This is a genomic window from Micromonospora lupini str. Lupac 08 (genome assembly GCF_000297395.2).
GTDB lineage: Bacteria > Actinomycetota > Actinomycetes > Mycobacteriales > Micromonosporaceae > Micromonospora > Micromonospora lupini.
Map to the genome: position 1 here is coordinate 5,606,201 of NZ_HF570108.1, position 15,631 is coordinate 5,621,831.

At 75.0% G+C, this 15,631-nt stretch carries 13 protein-coding genes and 1 pseudogene; 11 read left to right on the forward strand and 3 right to left on the reverse strand.

Annotated elements, in window-relative coordinates:
• Positions 1-31: 31 nt before the first annotated feature.
• Entirely contained in the window at positions 32-1,009 is a 978-nt protein-coding gene (locus tag MILUP08_RS26575) for a PfkB family carbohydrate kinase (protein ID WP_007463543.1), read from the forward strand.
• Positions 1,006-1,833: a 5'/3'-nucleotidase SurE gene (gene surE, locus MILUP08_RS26580; protein ID WP_007463545.1), complete on the forward strand. Its 828-nt coding sequence runs from the start codon at positions 1,006-1,008 to the stop codon at positions 1,831-1,833. The genes MILUP08_RS26575 and surE overlap by 4 nt, the downstream gene beginning before the upstream one ends.
• A 19-nt stretch (positions 1,834-1,852) precedes the next feature.
• Here surE and MILUP08_RS26585 read toward each other — a convergent pair whose 3' ends face one another.
• The gene (locus MILUP08_RS26585) at positions 1,853-2,215 is read right to left on the reverse strand and encodes an STAS domain-containing protein (RefSeq protein WP_007463546.1); all 363 of its coding nucleotides are present in this window, start codon (positions 2,213-2,215) and stop codon (positions 1,853-1,855) included.
• A gap of 400 nt (positions 2,216-2,615) precedes the next feature.
• On the opposite strand from MILUP08_RS26585, the gene MILUP08_RS36125 reads away from it, so the two are divergent.
• Positions 2,616-2,756, forward strand: coding sequence for a hypothetical protein (locus MILUP08_RS36125; protein WP_167626067.1), 141 nt, complete (start codon positions 2,616-2,618; stop codon positions 2,754-2,756).
• A 139-nt stretch (positions 2,757-2,895) separates the two neighbouring features.
• Positions 2,896-3,303: a hypothetical protein gene (locus MILUP08_RS26590; RefSeq protein ID WP_007463548.1), complete on the forward strand. Its 408-nt coding sequence runs from the start codon at positions 2,896-2,898 to the stop codon at positions 3,301-3,303.
• A 176-nt stretch (positions 3,304-3,479) separates the two neighbouring features.
• Here MILUP08_RS26590 and MILUP08_RS26595 read toward each other — a convergent pair whose 3' ends face one another.
• Positions 3,480-6,245, reverse strand: coding sequence for a cellulose binding domain-containing protein (locus MILUP08_RS26595; RefSeq protein ID WP_007463553.1), 2,766 nt, complete (start codon positions 6,243-6,245; stop codon positions 3,480-3,482).
• Positions 6,246-6,668: 423 nt separating this feature from the next.
• Between MILUP08_RS26595 and MILUP08_RS26600 the strand changes: the two genes are divergently transcribed.
• The 3 genes from MILUP08_RS26600 (at position 6,669) to MILUP08_RS26610 (ending at position 8,524) form a co-directional block, all read left to right on the forward strand.
• Positions 6,669-7,355: a BON domain-containing protein gene (locus MILUP08_RS26600; protein ID WP_007463554.1), complete on the forward strand. Its 687-nt coding sequence runs from the start codon at positions 6,669-6,671 to the stop codon at positions 7,353-7,355.
• A gap of 126 nt (positions 7,356-7,481) precedes the next feature.
• Complete coding sequence (locus MILUP08_RS26605; protein WP_007463556.1) at positions 7,482-7,979, forward strand: redoxin domain-containing protein; 498 nt, start codon at positions 7,482-7,484, stop codon at positions 7,977-7,979.
• A complete protein-coding gene (locus MILUP08_RS26610) occupies positions 7,976-8,524 on the forward strand; it encodes a DsbA family protein (protein WP_007463558.1) in 549 nt (182 codons plus the stop codon). The genes MILUP08_RS26605 and MILUP08_RS26610 overlap by 4 nt, the downstream gene beginning before the upstream one ends.
• Before the next feature lie 34 nt (positions 8,525-8,558).
• On the opposite strand, the pseudogene MILUP08_RS26615 reads toward MILUP08_RS26610, so the two are convergent.
• Positions 8,559-11,508: pseudogene (locus MILUP08_RS26615) on the reverse strand (winged helix-turn-helix domain-containing protein).
• Between the two features lie 67 nt (positions 11,509-11,575).
• On the opposite strand from MILUP08_RS26615, the gene MILUP08_RS26620 reads away from it, so the two are divergent.
• The 4 genes from MILUP08_RS26620 to MILUP08_RS26635 are packed head-to-tail and all read left to right on the forward strand — an operon-like array spanning position 11,576 to position 15,596.
• A complete protein-coding gene (locus MILUP08_RS26620; protein ID WP_007463564.1) occupies positions 11,576-12,025 on the forward strand; it encodes a hypothetical protein in 450 nt (149 codons plus the stop codon).
• The gene (locus MILUP08_RS26625; protein WP_007463566.1) at positions 12,022-13,170 is read left to right on the forward strand and encodes an alcohol dehydrogenase catalytic domain-containing protein; all 1,149 of its coding nucleotides are present in this window, start codon (positions 12,022-12,024) and stop codon (positions 13,168-13,170) included. Before MILUP08_RS26620 ends, MILUP08_RS26625 begins: the two co-directional genes overlap by 4 nt.
• A gap of 49 nt (positions 13,171-13,219) precedes the next feature.
• Positions 13,220-14,449, forward strand: a complete 1,230-nt coding sequence (locus MILUP08_RS26630) for a saccharopine dehydrogenase family protein (protein WP_007463568.1) — start codon at positions 13,220-13,222, stop codon at positions 14,447-14,449.
• Between the two features lie 25 nt (positions 14,450-14,474).
• Positions 14,475-15,596 carry a DNA polymerase III subunit beta family protein gene (locus MILUP08_RS26635; protein ID WP_007463570.1) on the forward strand — a complete coding sequence of 374 codons (1,122 nt, stop codon included), beginning with the start codon at positions 14,475-14,477 and terminating at the stop codon, positions 15,594-15,596.
• The last annotated feature ends 35 nt before the right edge of the window (positions 15,597-15,631 follow it).

Sequence of the window (15,631 nt, forward strand, 5' to 3'; positions counted from 1 at the left end):
CGAAGGGTGGACACATGTTCGGTGACGACCGGTGAGCGGGCACGTGATGGTCTTCGCGCCCACCCCACAGCTGACGGTGACCGTGGACCAGCCGAACGACCAGCCCGAACTGCACCTGCACCCCGGCGGCCAGGGCGTCTGGCAGGCCCGCATGGTGTTGTCGCTCGGGGTCGACGTGGTGCTCTGCGCCGCGCTCGGTGGCGAGATCGGCCAGGTGCTGGAGCCGCTGCTGGTCAGCGAGGGGGTGAACCTGAAGGTGGTGGTACGCGACTCCGGCAGCGGCGCGTACGTGCACGACCGGCGAGGTGGGTCCCGCCAGGAGGTCGTGGACGTGCCCGGGGATCGACTGAGCCGCCACGAGCTGGACGAGTTGTACAACCTGGCGCTCGGCGAGGGCCTACGCGCCGACGTGAGCGTCCTCAGTGGCCCGAACGCCCCGTGGCTCGTCCCGGCCGACCTGTACCGCCGCTTCGCCGCCGACCTCGGCGCCAACGGCAGCCGGGTGGTGGCCGACCTGTCCGGTGACCACCTGGGCGCGGTGCTGGACAGTGGCGTGTTCTTCCTGAAGGTGAGCCATGAGGAGCTGATCCGTGACGGTCGCGCCCGCAGTGGGGACGGTCCCGAACTGACCCGGGCGATGTACGACCTGCACGCCGGCGGCGCTGAGACGGTGGTGGTGAGCCGAGCCGACCAGCCGGCGCTGGCGCTCATCGACGGCGAGCTCTTCGAGGTGGAGATGCCCCGGCTGGAGGCCGCCGACCCGCGCGGCGCGGGCGACTCGATGACCGCCGGGGTGGCCGCGGTGATCGCCCGTGGCGGCGACATCCGCACCGCCATCCGCACCGGCGCCGCGGCCGGCGCGCTGAACGTGACCCGGCACGGACTGGGCACCGGACGGTTGGACTCGATCACGGGGCTGGTGGAGCGGGTCCGGTTGGTGCCGGCGGACAGCCGGCAACAGGAGCGGACCACCCCCGACGAGCTGGCCGACCGGGTGGTCGAGCGATGACGCTGCGGGTGCTCGTGACAAACGACGACGGGATCGCCGCGCCGGGCATCCAGGCGTTGGCCCTGGCCGCTGCCCAGCGGGGCCTGGACGTGGTGGTCGCGGCGCCGCTGGAGGAGGCCAGCGGCACCAGCGCCGCGATGAGCGCTGTGGAACGCGACGGGCGGGTGGTGGTGCACGACCATCCGCTGCCCGACCTGGCGGGCGTGCCGGCGTACGGGGTCGGCGGCTCGCCCGGCTTCATCACGCTCATCGCGCTGCACGGCGCGTTCGGCCCACCCCCGTCGGTGGTGTTGTCGGGCATCAACCGGGGCGCCAACGCCGGCCGTGCCGTTCTGCACTCCGGCACGGTGGGCGCTGCGTTCACCGCGGCCTCGAACGGGTGCCGGGCCATGGCGGTCTCGCTGGACGTGCTTTCCGCGGGCGAGGCGACAGCCACCAGCGGAGGGGCCGCGGTGGACGCCGCCGCCCGGGTACGCGACGCCGAACGGCACTGGGACACCGCGGCGCGGGTCGCCCTGGACCTGCTCCCCCGGCTGACCTCCGGGCCGCCGGAGAGCGTGCTCAACGTCAACGCCCCCGACCTGCCGCACGGGCGGCTGCGCGGTGTGCGTCGCGGCTCGTTGGCCAGCTTCGGCCAGGTGCAGATGACGGTGGCCGAGTCGGGGCACGGCTTCGTGCGTACCGCACTGGAGGAGCCCGGCCAGGCCGCGCAGCCCGGCACGGACGTGGCGTTGCTGGCCGCCGGGTACGCGTCGGTGACGGCCATCCGGGCGGTCACCGAGGTGACAGACGTGGACCTGGCCGGTCTGGACGAGCAGCCCTGACGGGTGGAAGCGGCTGCGCTCAGGCGCCGGGAAGCACCTCGGGCGTGGCGGCCCCGGCGAAGTAGGGCTCCGGTGCGCCGAAGAGACCGAGCAGACCGGTCACCCAGAGCTGACGGTGCACGAACCGGCTCGGTTCGGTAACGACCAGCTTGACACCGCTTACCTCTGCGGTCTGGAAGCCGGCGACCATGGCGCTGATGCCGACGGAGTCGATGAAGGTGACCAGCCTCATGTTCAACTCGATGCGGAGGGGGCGGCTCTTGGCCAGCACCTCCGCGATCGCTTCACGCACCTCGTACGCTGTGTCGACGTCGATCTCGCCCCGCGGGGCGATCTCCACGACTCCACCGGACAGGACCGACTTCACGATCGACAGGCTCACGCGAGCACCTCCACCCGCCCGTCCCCCGGGCGTCTCATCAGTACGCGGGCCGCGACCGAGAGTATTCCTCCGACGGCCTCGGTCGCCACCCCTCGGGATGAGCAATTCACGGATCCGGGCGCACAAAGTCGCCCATATCCCCACTTTTCGGCATCTGATCATTCAATACTTTTCGTCATCTGACCACTCCGGGATCGGTCGGAACCGACGCGTCGCCGGACCAGGGTAACGGGCGTGGCCCGACACGCCCGACAACCGGCGTGCCCCGGACATCGGCCCCGCACCGGGCCGGCGTGTCGGGCGACGGTCCCCCGACAGTGCCCGGTCGGAGCCGACTGGAAGGTTGCCGACGCCACCTAGCATCGACCCGGGACACCCACCGTGACGGAGAGGACCTTCGATGATCAAGCGACTGGCCGGGCTGGCCGGGGTAGGCGTGCTGCTCGCCCTCGTACTGGCCTGCGGTTTCGGCGGCGGGGACGACGATGACGACGACGATGACGACTTCGCCCGCGGTGTGGCAGTGGTGGCGGTGCGCTGAGGCAACCGCCGAGCCGCGTCCGAGGTGGGTTTGCGGCCGCTCGGCCCGGGGCACTGCGGAGTGAGCGAACCGTGCCGCGCTGGACAGACGCCGAAGTCCGAAGTGGCCGGCGGCTTCGGCACCCGAGGAGGTAACCACGATGTTCGGAACCAACCTGCTGGACCGGCGCAGCAAGCCGGAGCGGATCGCGGACCAGGCGTGGGAGCACCTGCTCTCCGCCGTCGGCTCCGCGGGAGACAGTGTCCGGGACACCGCGCGTTCGGCCCGTCGCAGCAGCGGCGATCTCGCCGAAGGGGCGGGTGACCTGGTGGGCTCCGCAGCGGAGGAGGCCCGGCGTCGGGCCTCGCGCGCCTTCGACGCGCTCGCCGGGCGTCAGCCGGCGCTGCCGTGGACGCTCCTGATCGGGGCCGCGCTGGTCGGCGCGGCGGTCGGCTGGGCCGTCGGCTCCGCTGCCCGCGCCGCCGGCAGCCGGGACGACCGCGCGGTCGACGATGTCGAGTTCGTCGACGTCGACCGCCCCAACTCCCCCGTCGGCCTGGACGACTAAGCATCCCGATACCCCGAGCGGGCCCCGCCGACCTTCTGGTCGACGGGGCCCGTTCGCATCACTCGGTGGGTGGCTGGCCGATCGGATCGGGGCCGGCCCGCCGGGGTGCCGGACCCCTCAGGCAGCCCCGGCGGACCGGTGTTCTCGGGTGGCCCGGACGACGCCGGGCCACCGGGTCAGCGACTCGTGCAGGTCACGGTGGCCGGCGGCGCGTTGCTGCCGGTCCAGGAGGCGAGGAAGCCGATAGTGGTGCTGGCGCCGGCGCCGAGCGCGCCGTTCCAGCCGCTGTCCACCACCGAGACGACCGCTCCGGTCTGGGTGTGGGTGCCGCCCCAGAGCTGACTGATCCGCTGGCCGTTGGGGAAGGTCCAGCCGAGCGTCCATCCGGCGATGGGCCGGGTGCCCGGGTTGCTGACCACCACCTCGGCCTGGAACCCGCCCGACCAGGAGCCGGTCACCCGGTAGGTCGCCGCGCACCCACCAGCCGGAGGCGGCGTGGTCGGAGGCGGTGTCGTCGGAGGCGGCGTGGTCGGGGGCGGTGTCGTCGGCGGGGGCGTGGTCGGGGGCGGTGTCGTCGGCGGGGGCGTGGTCGGAGGCGGTGTCGTCGGCGGGGGCGTGGTCGGCGGGGGCGTCGTCGGCGTGCCGCCGGTGCGGTCGGCGACCAGGATGCCGCGACCGTTGGTGCCGAGGTAGACACGTCCGTAGACACGCGGGTCGCCGGTCAACGCCTCGGTCGGGTTGCCGTACTGGTGGCGGTCGTCGTTGATGCGTACCCAGGTCGTTCCGCCGTCGTCGGAGCGGTGTACGCCGGGCTGGCCGTCCACCGTGCCGTAGAGGAAGACGGCGGGGTTGGTCCGGCCGGGCGCCGCCTTGCCGAAGCCGACGTTGCCGGAGGCGCTGACGCCGCCCAGCTTGGTGAAGCTGGCGCCGGAGTCGGTCGAGCGCCACAGCCCGCCCGGCCCGGCCAGCCACAGCTCACCCGACTTGCCGGGCAGCGCCTTGAAGCGGACGTCGGTGGTGGGCAGGCCGGTCGCCGCCGTGGCGGTGAAGGTCGCGCCGCCGTTGGTGCTCAGGTAGACCCGCCCGGCGCTGAAGCCGTAGAACCGGTTGGGGTCGACCCGGTCGGACTCGATGATCGCGTTGGCCGGGATGCCTGCGGACGGGGCCCACGAGTTGCCGAAGCCGACGGCGTAGACGACGCGCTGGCCGGCGTCGCCGGGCGACCAGACGAACCGGCTGCCGTCGGCCGCGGCGGCGACCGTGCCGCCGGTGTTGACCCCGGACGGCTCGGTGCCCTGGAACCAGGTCGCGCCGCCGTCGGTGGAGAAGGCGACGTGGCTGTCGTTGGGACGGTCGGCGTCGGTGAAGCTTCCGGCGCGCACCAGCACGGCCGGCTTGCTCTCGGCGTAGTCCAGGCTGGTGGTGCTCGTGAACACCGGCTGGGTGAAGAGCATCGACGGGATGGTGTCGAGGTCGGTGTGTCGGAACCCGCCGACGTCACCGAGCGCGCTGATCAGTGGCGCGCCGCTGGGCGGGCTGACCAGGTCGAGGACGGCGGTCTCCTCCAGACCGCGGACCATCGGTCGGAGGGTGAGCTGACCGCCGGTGTCCCACTTGGTGAGGTCGGTGGTGCCGTAGATGGTGGCGCCCGTGCCGTACATCATCCGGTTGGAGTCGTGCGGGTCGATCTCGACCGACTCGTTCATCCAGCCGAGCTTGGGCGTGGACTCCGGAGGCGCCGGGTTGGTCCCGAAGGTCAGCCACGGCACCGAGCTGATGTCCATGGTGTAGCGGCGGGACCGCTCGGGGTAGCTGGTGAAGTCCCAGATCCGGGTCCAGCTCGCCCCGCCGTCCGTGCTGCGGAAGAAGATCGCGTCCGGCCACCAGGAGACCTGGGTCGCCACCATCAGCGTGTTCGGGTGCTGCCGGTCGATGGTCAGGCCGCTGTAGCCGAAGTAGTCGTCGCCGCTCGTGGAGGGCACCGGGCTGATCCGCGTCCAGGCGCCTGTCGACCGGGTGAACTTCCAGACGTCGCCCTTGCCGCCGTCGTACGGGCCGCCGGTGTCGCTGGTGGCGATGTAGAGGTGACCGCCGACCGGGTCGACCACACCCTTGTGCGCCAGGTAGCCGGTGGGCTGCCCGGGGATGCGCGTCCAGGTGACACCGCCGTCGGTGCTGCGGTAGACCGGATTCTCCTTGTCCGCCACGCCCACGTAGATCGTCTGGGTGGTGGAGCCCGCAGTGCCGGTGCTCTTGTCGAAGCTGACCCAGGTGAGGCCCTGGTTCTGCCCGTTGTAGCCGTTGGGGTCGCTGGGGTCGGCCCGGTAGTTGCCGGCGTTGGGGAAGGCGGTGACGCGGGCCCAGGTCGCCCCGAAGTCGGTGCTGCGCCACAGCCCGTTGCCGCCCTCGGCGCCGTAGTAGACGATGTTGTTCCGGTTGGGGTCGACGGCCAGCCGCTCACCCATGCCCCGGCCCGGCATGTTGCCGCCGTTCTTGAACGGCAACTCGGTGGCCTGCCAGGTGGCGCCCTTGTCGGTCGAGCGCAGGATCGCGCCGTTGTTCGGGTCCCAACCGTTTGTGTACATGCCGACCGCCGCGTACACCCGGTTGGTCTGCACCGGGTCGGTGGCGATGCTGACCACGCCGTTGTAGCCCCAGCGGTCCGCGCCGACCCAGTCGAGCAGCGGCGTCCACGACTGGCTGGACTGCTCCCAGCGGTAGGCCCCGCCGATGTCCGTCCGGGCGTAGATCAGGTTCTTCTCGGTGGGGTTGAAGACGATGCCGGGCACGAAGCCGCCGCCGCCGACCGGGACGTTGCGCCAGGTGTACGCCTCGGCGGCGGCCGGGGCCGGCGCCGAGCCCTCGGCGGTGATGGGGACCGCCACGACGGCCGTGGCGACAGCCAACGCCGACACGAGTGCGCCGGCCAGTGATCTGGGCATCTGTGGTTCCTCTCCGGGGGTGGAGACCCGGGAGACGGGATCGACCACTGTGACGTCGCGGCCCGGGGGACGAGCACGCCGACGCGGTGACGGATCGACCGAACGTGGTGCGTCGTGGCCCGGGGGACGGACGACGACGCGAGGGAGGGATCGGAGCTTGCCCTGGCTCCAACCACCCGACGCGAGGCTCCCGCGATCGAGGAAGATACTCACCTTAACCGATTCGACGCCGCTATGGAAGCGCTCCCATCATCGACGGCGGTGCCCGGTCGGCGGGCGGCCCGGCAGGTCCGGCGGGTTCGTCGCCCCCATCGGGTGAGGTCCGCTCACCCCCGTGGCCGGCACGATCGGATCCCGGCGGGCCTGCCGGCCAGTGTCGTCATCCCGGTCCGCCAGCCAGTGCACGCAGCGGAGGGAGGGCCGATGGCCATCGCGACGATCACGCGTACCGACCAGGACATCCAGTCCGCCGTACTCGACGAGTTGACCTGGGAACCCCGGGTGCAGCCGCACGAGATCGGCGTGACCGTCGCCGAGGGCGTCGTCACGTTGACCGGGCGGGTGGACAGCTACGCGAAGAAGTGGGCCGGGGAACGGGCCACGCACCGGGTCGTCGGGGTCCGGGCGGTCGCCAACGACCTGACCGTGCAGTTGTCCGGCAGCGACGAGCGCGCCGACCCGGATCTGGCCGCCGCGGCCGGCCACGCCCTGGAGTGGGACGCGTTCGTGCCCATCGAGAAGCTCCAGGTCACCGTCTCGGCCGGCTGGGTGACGCTGCACGGCGAGGTCGAGTGGGAGTACCAGCGCCGAGCCGCCGAACGTGCGATCTGCCGGCTCACCGGCGTCCGTGGGGTCAGCAACGGCATCACCGTCCGGCCCAGCGCGTCGCCGGACAGCGCGGACCTGGCCGGCCGGATCGTGGACGCGCTGGCCCGGGCCGGCGCCACCGAGGCCGAGCGGATCACCGTCCGGGTGCACGGCGACACGGCCGTGCTCGCCGGACTGGTGCACTCCATGCCCGAACGCGCCGAGGTGGAGCAGGTGGCCTGGTCCGCGCCGGGCATCCGGGAGGTCCAGAACCACATCGCTGTCGCACCGGTCCTGCGCTGAGCCGACCACCACCGGGTCCACGCCGGCCGGCAGACGCCGGGCTCGGCGGCGTCAGCGCCACCAGCAGCGCGCAACCACCCGGGACGGGTGAGCCGGCCTCACCCGTCCCCGGGGCAGGCTTGGTGCATGAGTGATCCGAACGGGCTGATCCAACCCGGGCGCCCCGCGCCCGGCTTCACCCTGCCGAGCACTCCGGACGGGCGCCAGACCGGCCCCGAGCAGTTCCGGGGTCGCCCGGTCGTGCTCGCCTTCTACCCCGCCGACTGGAGCCCCGTCTGCGGTGACCAGATGTCGCTCTACCAGGCGGCGGGACCGGTGTTCGACCAGTACCAGGCGATGGTGCTCGGCATCTCGGTGGACAGCGTCTGGTCGCACCGGGCGTTCGCGGAGAGCCAGGGCATCACCTTTCCGCTGCTGTCCGACTTCGAGCCCAAGGGCGAGGTGGCCCGCCGGTACGGCGCGTACCTGCCGCAGGGCGAGGCCGCCCGCGCGCTCGTGGTGCTCGACCAGGCCGGGACGGTGGCGTGGAGCTACCTGTCGGCCCCCGACGTCAACCCGGGCGCGGACGGGATCTTCGACGCGCTCGACAACCTCGCCCGCGATCGGAAGGTGATGGCCGGATGACCACCCCACTGCAGGTCACCGCCCGGCTCCGGGAGCCGGTGACCGCCGACGACCACGTCCGCGGACCGTCAAACGCCCCGGTGACAATCATCGAGTACGGCGACTTCCAGTGCCGGTTCTGCGGCGCCGCGTACCCGAACCTGCACGAGTTGCTGCGCCAGCGCGCCGACACGGTACGGCTGGTCTACCGCTACTTCCCGATCGCCAACGTCCACCCGTACGCGGAGCGGGCCGCGGAGACGGCGGAGGCCGCTGGGGCGCGGGGCAAGTTCTGGGAGATGCACGACTGGCTGTACGAGCACCAGGACCAGCTGGACCCCGTGCACCTGTCGCTCGGCGTCGAGCAGCTCGGGCTGCCACCGGACGAGCTGAACGGCGAGGTGGAGCGCCGGGAGTTCGCCGACCGGGTTCGCCGGGACTTCGTGGGCGGGATCCGCAGCGGGGTCAACGGCACGCCGACGCTCTTCGTCAACGACGTCCGGCACGACGGCGGGTACGACCTGCCCGACCTGCTGGCCGCCGTGGACGCGGCGGCGAACGCCTGACCGTGACGGCCGGTCCGGGCGGCCACCCGGCCGCTCAGATCAGCCGCAGCTCGCGCGCCCGCCGGACCGCCTCGCGCCGGCGGGTCGCGCCGAGCTTGCGGTAGATGTTGCGCACGTGGGTCTTCACCGTGTTCACCGACAACGACAGCTCGGCGGCGATCTCCACGTTGGACAGGATGCTCTGCAGGTACCGCAGGATGGTCAGTTCCCGCTCGGTGAGCGGCTCGTCGAGCAGGCCGCCCGGCTCGACCGGCCGGGGCGCACTCTCCTCGACGCCTCGGACCAGGTCGCTGACCAGCGAGAAGTGCGCGGTGCCCGCGTCCAGGTGGGCAGCCAGAAGATCCCGCACCGACGGTTGCGCCCGGGTGAACGCCCGGCGGCAGCCCTGCGGACCGGCCAGGTCCAGCACCTGCTCCAGGACACGGCCGGCCCGGCGTTCGTCCCCGGCCGCCTCGGCGAGCACCGCCTCCAGCAGGCCGGCGTCCAGGCGTACCGCAAGGGGCCAGGCGGCGGCCGACGGCGGCTGCCAGTCCGGCAGCGCCCGCCCGGCGGCGGCCGGGTCGCCGGCCCGCAGCTCCACGCGGGCCAGGGCCACGTCGAGCGCCGGGGTGGGCGCGTCGCCTGTGACACCGGCCAGCAGGCCCCGGGCGCCGTCCAGGTCACCCCGCTCGGCGCGGGTCTCGACCTCGGCCGCCCGGAGCAGGCTGGACAGTTCGGCGGCGGCCGGCTCGTCGGGCAGGGCCTCCCGGGCGCGGGCGAGCAGCCGCTGGGCGGCCGCCAGGTCGCCGGCGTCCCGGTCCAGCCCCGCACGACACAGCGCGAAGACCGCGGCCGCCACCGGCTCTCCGCTCGGCCCCGCGCCGGCGGAGGAACCGGCCGCCGCGGGGGCGCCCGTTCCCATCGCGCCGGCCGGGCCGACCGCGCCGGTTGCCGGGGCGGCGAGCGCGAGGTTCGCGGCGGCCTCCTCGGGCTGGTCACGGTGCAGGGCCACCACCGCCAACGCCAGGTACGCGTAGCCGCAGTCGAGCCGGCAGGACCAGCCCCGACAGAGCGGCATGCCCAGCGCGTCGCGTGCCGCCACCTCGGCCGCGCGCAGGTCTCCCCGCACGGCGAGCAGGAGCGCGGAGCGGCTGGCGCCGACCAGCTCGGTGCGCGGCCGACCAGCCTCGCGTGCGGCCGCGCGGGCCCGGACGAACCGCGTGTCGGGCAGCGCGCCGGCGGACAGCTCGACGAGACCCAGCGCGGTGCCCGTGAAGGCCCGCAGGTCGGCGTCGTCGGCGTCGGACGGCCGCTCGCGCCCCCGGACCTCCTGGCCGTCCGGCCGGCCGGAGGCATGGCGCTCCGGCGCCCCGGCAGATGAGCCGGCGGCGCGGCGCGCCCCGACCGGTGAGCCGTCGGTAGGGCGCGTGCGCAGCAGCCGGGCGGCGGCGGCACGCGCCTGCGGCAGGTCACCGGCGAGCCGGGCCACTGTCAGCTCCAGCGCGGTGGCCAACCGCAGGAACCGGTCCCGCCGCGGCACGGGCAGCGCGTCGGCGTGGCCGGCGGCCGTGCGCAGGTGGCCGGCGGCGGCGGGAAGGTCACCGGCGTACGCGCGCTCGGCGGCACAGGCCAGGGCCACCTCCGGGTCGGCGTGCAGCACCTCCGGCGGCGGGGACGGCGGGGACGACGGCGGCGGCACGCCGGCCGGGTCGCTGTCGTAGCGGGTCAACTCCGGCCAGTGCGCGACGAACAGGTCGCCGGCCAGGTCCCACCGGCCGGCGGCGAGGGCGTGCCGCAGCCCGTCGACCGGGCGGCCGTCGCCGGCGTACCAGTCGGCCGCCCGCACGTGCAGCTCCCGCACCTCGTCGGCGGGCAGCCGGGCCAGCTCGGCGCGGAGCAGGTCGGCGAGCAGCGGGTCGCAGCGGTACCAGGGCGGGCGGGTGCCCTCCGGGTGCAGCAGGCCGCCGACCCCGGCCAGGTCGGCAAGCGCCTGCCCGGCGTCCGCGCGGCCGGTCAACGCCTCGGCCAGGTCGGCGCAGACGGTCTCGGCGAGGGCCGTACGGCGCAGCAGGTCCCGGTCGGCGGGGTCGATGGCGGCCAGCACCTCCTCGTGCAGGTAGCCGGCCATCTCCGGTTGGTCGCCGCCGAACTGCCCCACCCAGCGCTCGGGGTCGGGCTGCCCGCGCAACGCCAGCGCGGCGATCCGCAGCGGCGCCGGCCAGCCCCCCGTGCGCTCGCGCAGCCGGCGCACCGCCGCCGCCGGCAGTGGCGCGCCGTGGGCGGTCAGCAGGTCGGCGACCTCGTCGTCGGTGAACGCCAGCTCGTCCGGGCCGATCTCGGTGAGCTCGCCGGCCAGGCGCAGCCGGTGCAGGGCAAGCGGCAGCCCGGCCCGCGCCCCGACCACCAGGTGCAGCCGCTGCTCGGAGTGCCGCAGCAGGAACTCCAGCCCGGTCAGCGCCGCCGGGTCGGTGATCCGGTGCAGGTCGTCCAGGACCAGCAGCACGGGCTGCTCCGCGGCGGCGAGCCCGGCCGCCAACAGTTCCAGCTGGTCGGGGCGGGGCGGACCGGTGGGCAGCGGCGTCACCCGGTCGTCGTCGGCCGCCCCGGTCGCGGTGCGCAGCGCCGCCGCCAGGTACGCCCAGAGCCGGTCACCGTCGTCGCCGGCCTCCACCGACACCCAGGCCGGCGAGGACGCGGACCCGGGCTCGGTCAGCCGGACCCAGGAGGCGAGCAGGGTGGTCTTGCCCCAGCGACGGGCGCGGCGACGACTGTGACCGGCCCGGCGCGCCCTCGTCGAGGCGGCGCAGCAGGCGGGGCCTGGCCACCACCGGCTCGGGCGGCACGGTGGGGGTCAGCCGGGACGCCAGCAGCGGCCGCTGCTCCTCCCGGCGTTCCGGTGCCGTGCCGACCCGCGCATGATCCTGCTGTTCCGGCACCCGGCCCCACCCCCACCGACGCGTTCCACCCCCGGTCGGCGAGCGGTTACCCGGCGGGGACCTGTTCACCCCTTCCGGGCGAGCCCGCTTCACCCGGGGGCGACCGAGGATCGGGGGACGTGGACCGGGAGGACGGATGGGACCGATCAGGCGGTTGGCGCGGGCGCGATCCGCCCTCGGCGGCGGTGCGCGGGCCGGGGCGGCGCGGCTGGTGCGCGTACCCCGGCGCAGCGGCCGGCCCGGCGCGGACCGCGACCGGAGCGCGGCGGCCGGGTGGGAGGTCGTGACGGTGGACCGTCCTCCGGAGCAGGTCCTTCCCGACGGCCGGTGGCCCGAGCCGTTGGACCAGCTGGACGGCGTGGTCGAGGTGCGGGTGCGGCCGGCCCCGGGCGACCGGGGCACCGAGCTGGCGGCCCGCCCGCTGGACGGCGCCGCCGCGCCGGCCGGCCTGGCCGCGCATCTGGTCGGCGACGACCCGGGGCTGCTGGTCCGCCGGACGCTGCGCCAGGTCAAGCAGCGCGTGGAGGCCGGTGAGGTGCTGCGCGCGGACCGCTCGGCGCTGGACCGCCGGACGGCCCGCGGGTGAGGGCGCTGTGCTGGGTGGCCGCCGACGAACTGGCGGTACGCGAGGTGCCCGACCCGGAGCTGCGCAACGAGCGCGACGTCATCGTCCGCGTCCGCCGCAGCGCCACCAGCGGCGGCGACCTGCCGCTGCTGGCCGGTCGGGACCCGCTGCTGCGCGCCGGTGACGTGTTGGGGGCGGAGTTCCTGGGCGAGGTGGTCGAGGCCGGTCCGGCGGTCCGGCGACACCGGATCGGCGACCGGGTGGTGGTCGGCGCGAGTGTGGCGTGCGGCGGCTGCTGGTACTGCCGACGGGGACGGCACTCCTGCTGCGACAACGGCGCCCCCGACGTGGCGAGCGTCGATCCGGACCGCTGGCGTTCGGACGCCGGCTCGTTCGGTCGGCCCCGGGCGGCGGGTGGCTTCGCGGGCGGGCACGCCGAGTACGTGCGGGTGCCGTACGCCGACGTGGGCGCGTTCCGGGTGCCGGACGCGGTCGACGACGACCGGGCGCTGTTCGCCGCCGACGCGGCGCCGACCGGCTGGCTGGCGGCAGAGCTGGGCGAGGTGCGACCCGGCGACGTGGTGGCGGTCTGGGGCGCCGGGGCGGTGGGTCAGTTGACCGCTGGTGCCGCGACGCTGCGCGGCGCCGCCCGGGTGCTCGTCGTCGACAGGTACGCCGACCGGCTGCGGATGGCCGAGCGGCATGCCGGGGCGGAGCCGCTGGACTACCGCCGCACCGACGTCGCGGCGGAGCTGCGGGAGCGCAGCGGTGGACGCGGCCCGGACGTGTGCGTGGTCGCGGTGGGCGTACCGGCGACGCGGTCGGTGGCCGAGCGGCTGGCCGGCCGGGACGTCGACCGCCCGGACGCGGTGCGCGAGGCGGTGCACGCCTGCCGCAAGGACGGCGTGGTGGTGGTGGTCGGCGGGGCGGAAGGGAACGTGGACACGTTTCCGCTGGGTGCGGTGACCGACAAGCGGCTCGCGGTGCGGGGGTCGCGCCGGCCGGACCTGCGGGACGTGCCGATGCTGCTGCACCGGATGGCCCGCGACGAGCTCCGTACCGAGCACCTGGCCACCCACCGGCTCCCGCTGGAGGACGGCCCCCGCGGGTACGCGCTGTTCCGCGACCGCGCCGACGGCTGCGTCCGGGCCGTGTTCACGCCGTGACAGGAGTTCCCGATCGGCGCTGGGCGATGGCGGGTGGCAGACTCGGGGAATGGCTGGGGAGCGGACGTACGACGTGGTGCTGTTCGGGGCGACCGGCTTCACCGGCGGGCTGACGGCCGAATATTTGGCCCGGCACGCGCCGCCCGGGTTGCGGTGGGCGCTGGCCGGGCGCAACGCGGATCGCCTCGCCGCCGTGCGTGATCGGCTCGCCGCGATCGACCCCACGCTCACCGACCTGCCGCTGCTCACCGCCGACGTGACCGACGCCGGGTCGCTGCGCGCCGTGGCCCAGAGCGCCCGGGTGGTCGCCAGCACCGTCGGCCCGTACGTCCACCACGGGGAGCCCCTGGTCGCGGCCTGCGCCCGAGCCGGCACCGACTACCTGGACATCACCGGGGAGTCGGAGTTCGTCGACCTGATGTACGTCCGCCACCACGCCGAGGCGACCGCCACCGGCGCCCGGCTGGTGCACGCCTGCGGATTCGACTCGATCCCCCACGACCTGGGCGTCTGGTTCACGGTGAAGCAGCTGCCCGCCGACGTCCCGATCACCGTCGACGGCTACGTCCGCGCCGGTGGCCGGTTCTCCGCCGGGACGTACCATTCCGCGCTCACCGCGTTCGCCCGGACCGGGGAGGCCAGCCGGGCCGCCCGGGCCCGCCGGGCGGTCGAGCCGCGCCCCACCGACCGCCGGGTCCGGGCGGTGCCCGGCAAGCTGGCCCGCTCGACGGAGCTGGGCATCTGGACCGTGCCGCTGCCGACAATCGACCCGCAGGTGATCCGCCGATCGGCGGCGGCCCGCCCGGAGTACGGCCCGGACTTCCGCTACCGGCACTTCGCCGCCGTGAAGCGGCTGCCGACCGTGCTGGTCAGCGCGGTGGGGCTCGGCGCGCTCGTCGGCCTGGTGAAGGTGCCGCCCACCCGGCGGTGGCTGCTCGGGCGGCTCGCCTCCGGGCAGGGCCCGACCCCGCAGCAGCGGGCGTCGTCCTGGTTCCGGGTCCGGTTCGTCGGCGCCGGCGGCGGGCGGCGCGTGGTCACCGAGGTCGCGGGCGGCGACCCGGGCTACGACGAGACGGCGAAGATGCTCGCCGAGTCGGCGCTGTGCCTGGCGCTCGACGACCTGCCGCCGACCGCCGGCCAGCTCAGCCCGGTCGCCGCGATGGGTGACGCGCTGCTGGAGCGGCTGGTCCGGGCCGGGCTCACCTTCCGGGTGCTGAAGCAGGACGAGAGCGCCCCGACGCCGGACGCGACGACGCGGGACGCGGAGCCGGCGGCTTGACCCTCGACCAGGTCGAGGGGGCAGGATGCCCGACGTGGTGAGCGACCTGCACAGCATCGGCGAGTTGGCCCGGGCCAGCGGCCTGACCGTCAGCGCCCTGCGCTTCTACGACTCGGCGGGGGTGCTGGCGCCGGCCCTCGTCGACCCGGTGACCGGGTACCGCTGGTACACCGACGAGCAGATCGGCCCGGCCCGGCTGGTCGCGGGGCTGCGCCGGGTCGGCATGCCGGTGCCCGAGATCGCCGCCGCCGTCCGCGCCGAGCCGGCCGAGGTGCACCGCCTGCTCGACGCGCACCTGCGCCGGCTGGTCGACGGGCTGGCCGACGCCCGCCGCGAGATCGTCCGGCTCCGGGCCCTTGTCGACCCGGCGCCTCCGACGGTGACCACGCTGCACCTCTCCCCCGCCGAGCTGGCCGCCGCGCTCGACGCGGTGCGCTTCGCCGTCGGCGTCGACCCGGAGCTGCCGGCGCTGTCCGGGGTGCTCCTCGACGTCGAGCCGGACGGTGTCCGGCTGGTCGCCACCGACCGGCACCGGCTCGCGCTGGCCCGGGCCGGCGCGGCCGTCGACGGGCCGCCCGCGCGGGTGCTCGTGCCGGTGGACCTCGTCGACCGGCTGCGCCTGCTGCTCGACACCGCCGACGCCCGGCCGGTACGGCTCACCGTGGCCGGCGTCGACCTGGGGGCGGAGGTGGCCGGTCGGACGTTGACGGGCACCGCCCTGCCGTACGACTTCCCCGACTACCGTCGGCTGCTGCGCGAGGCGGTCGGCGAGCGTCCGGCCGCGCACCGCATCCCGGTGGACGTGGTGGCGCTGCGGGCGGCGCTGCGCGACCCGGCGGCCCCCACGCTGGCCCGCGAGTACGCCGGCACGCCGCTGGCGGTCTCCGTCCTCGGTCTCGACGACTCCGGGTCCTTGCGCCTGCTGCACCCCACCGAGCTGTCCACCGCCGACCCGGCCGCCGACCCGGCCGCCGAGCCGGGAGGCGGGCTGCGGTTCGGGGTGAACGGCGAGTACCTGCTCGACGCGCTGGACGCCGCCGGTGGCCCGCAACTGGTGCTGGAGGTGGACGGGCCCATCGCCCCGCTGGCCGTGCGCCGCCCGAACGACGAGGACACCTTCTCGGTGCTGATGCCGATCCGGCTGTAGAAACCGGTCGCGCTCCCCGTCCCGGGGTGGAAACG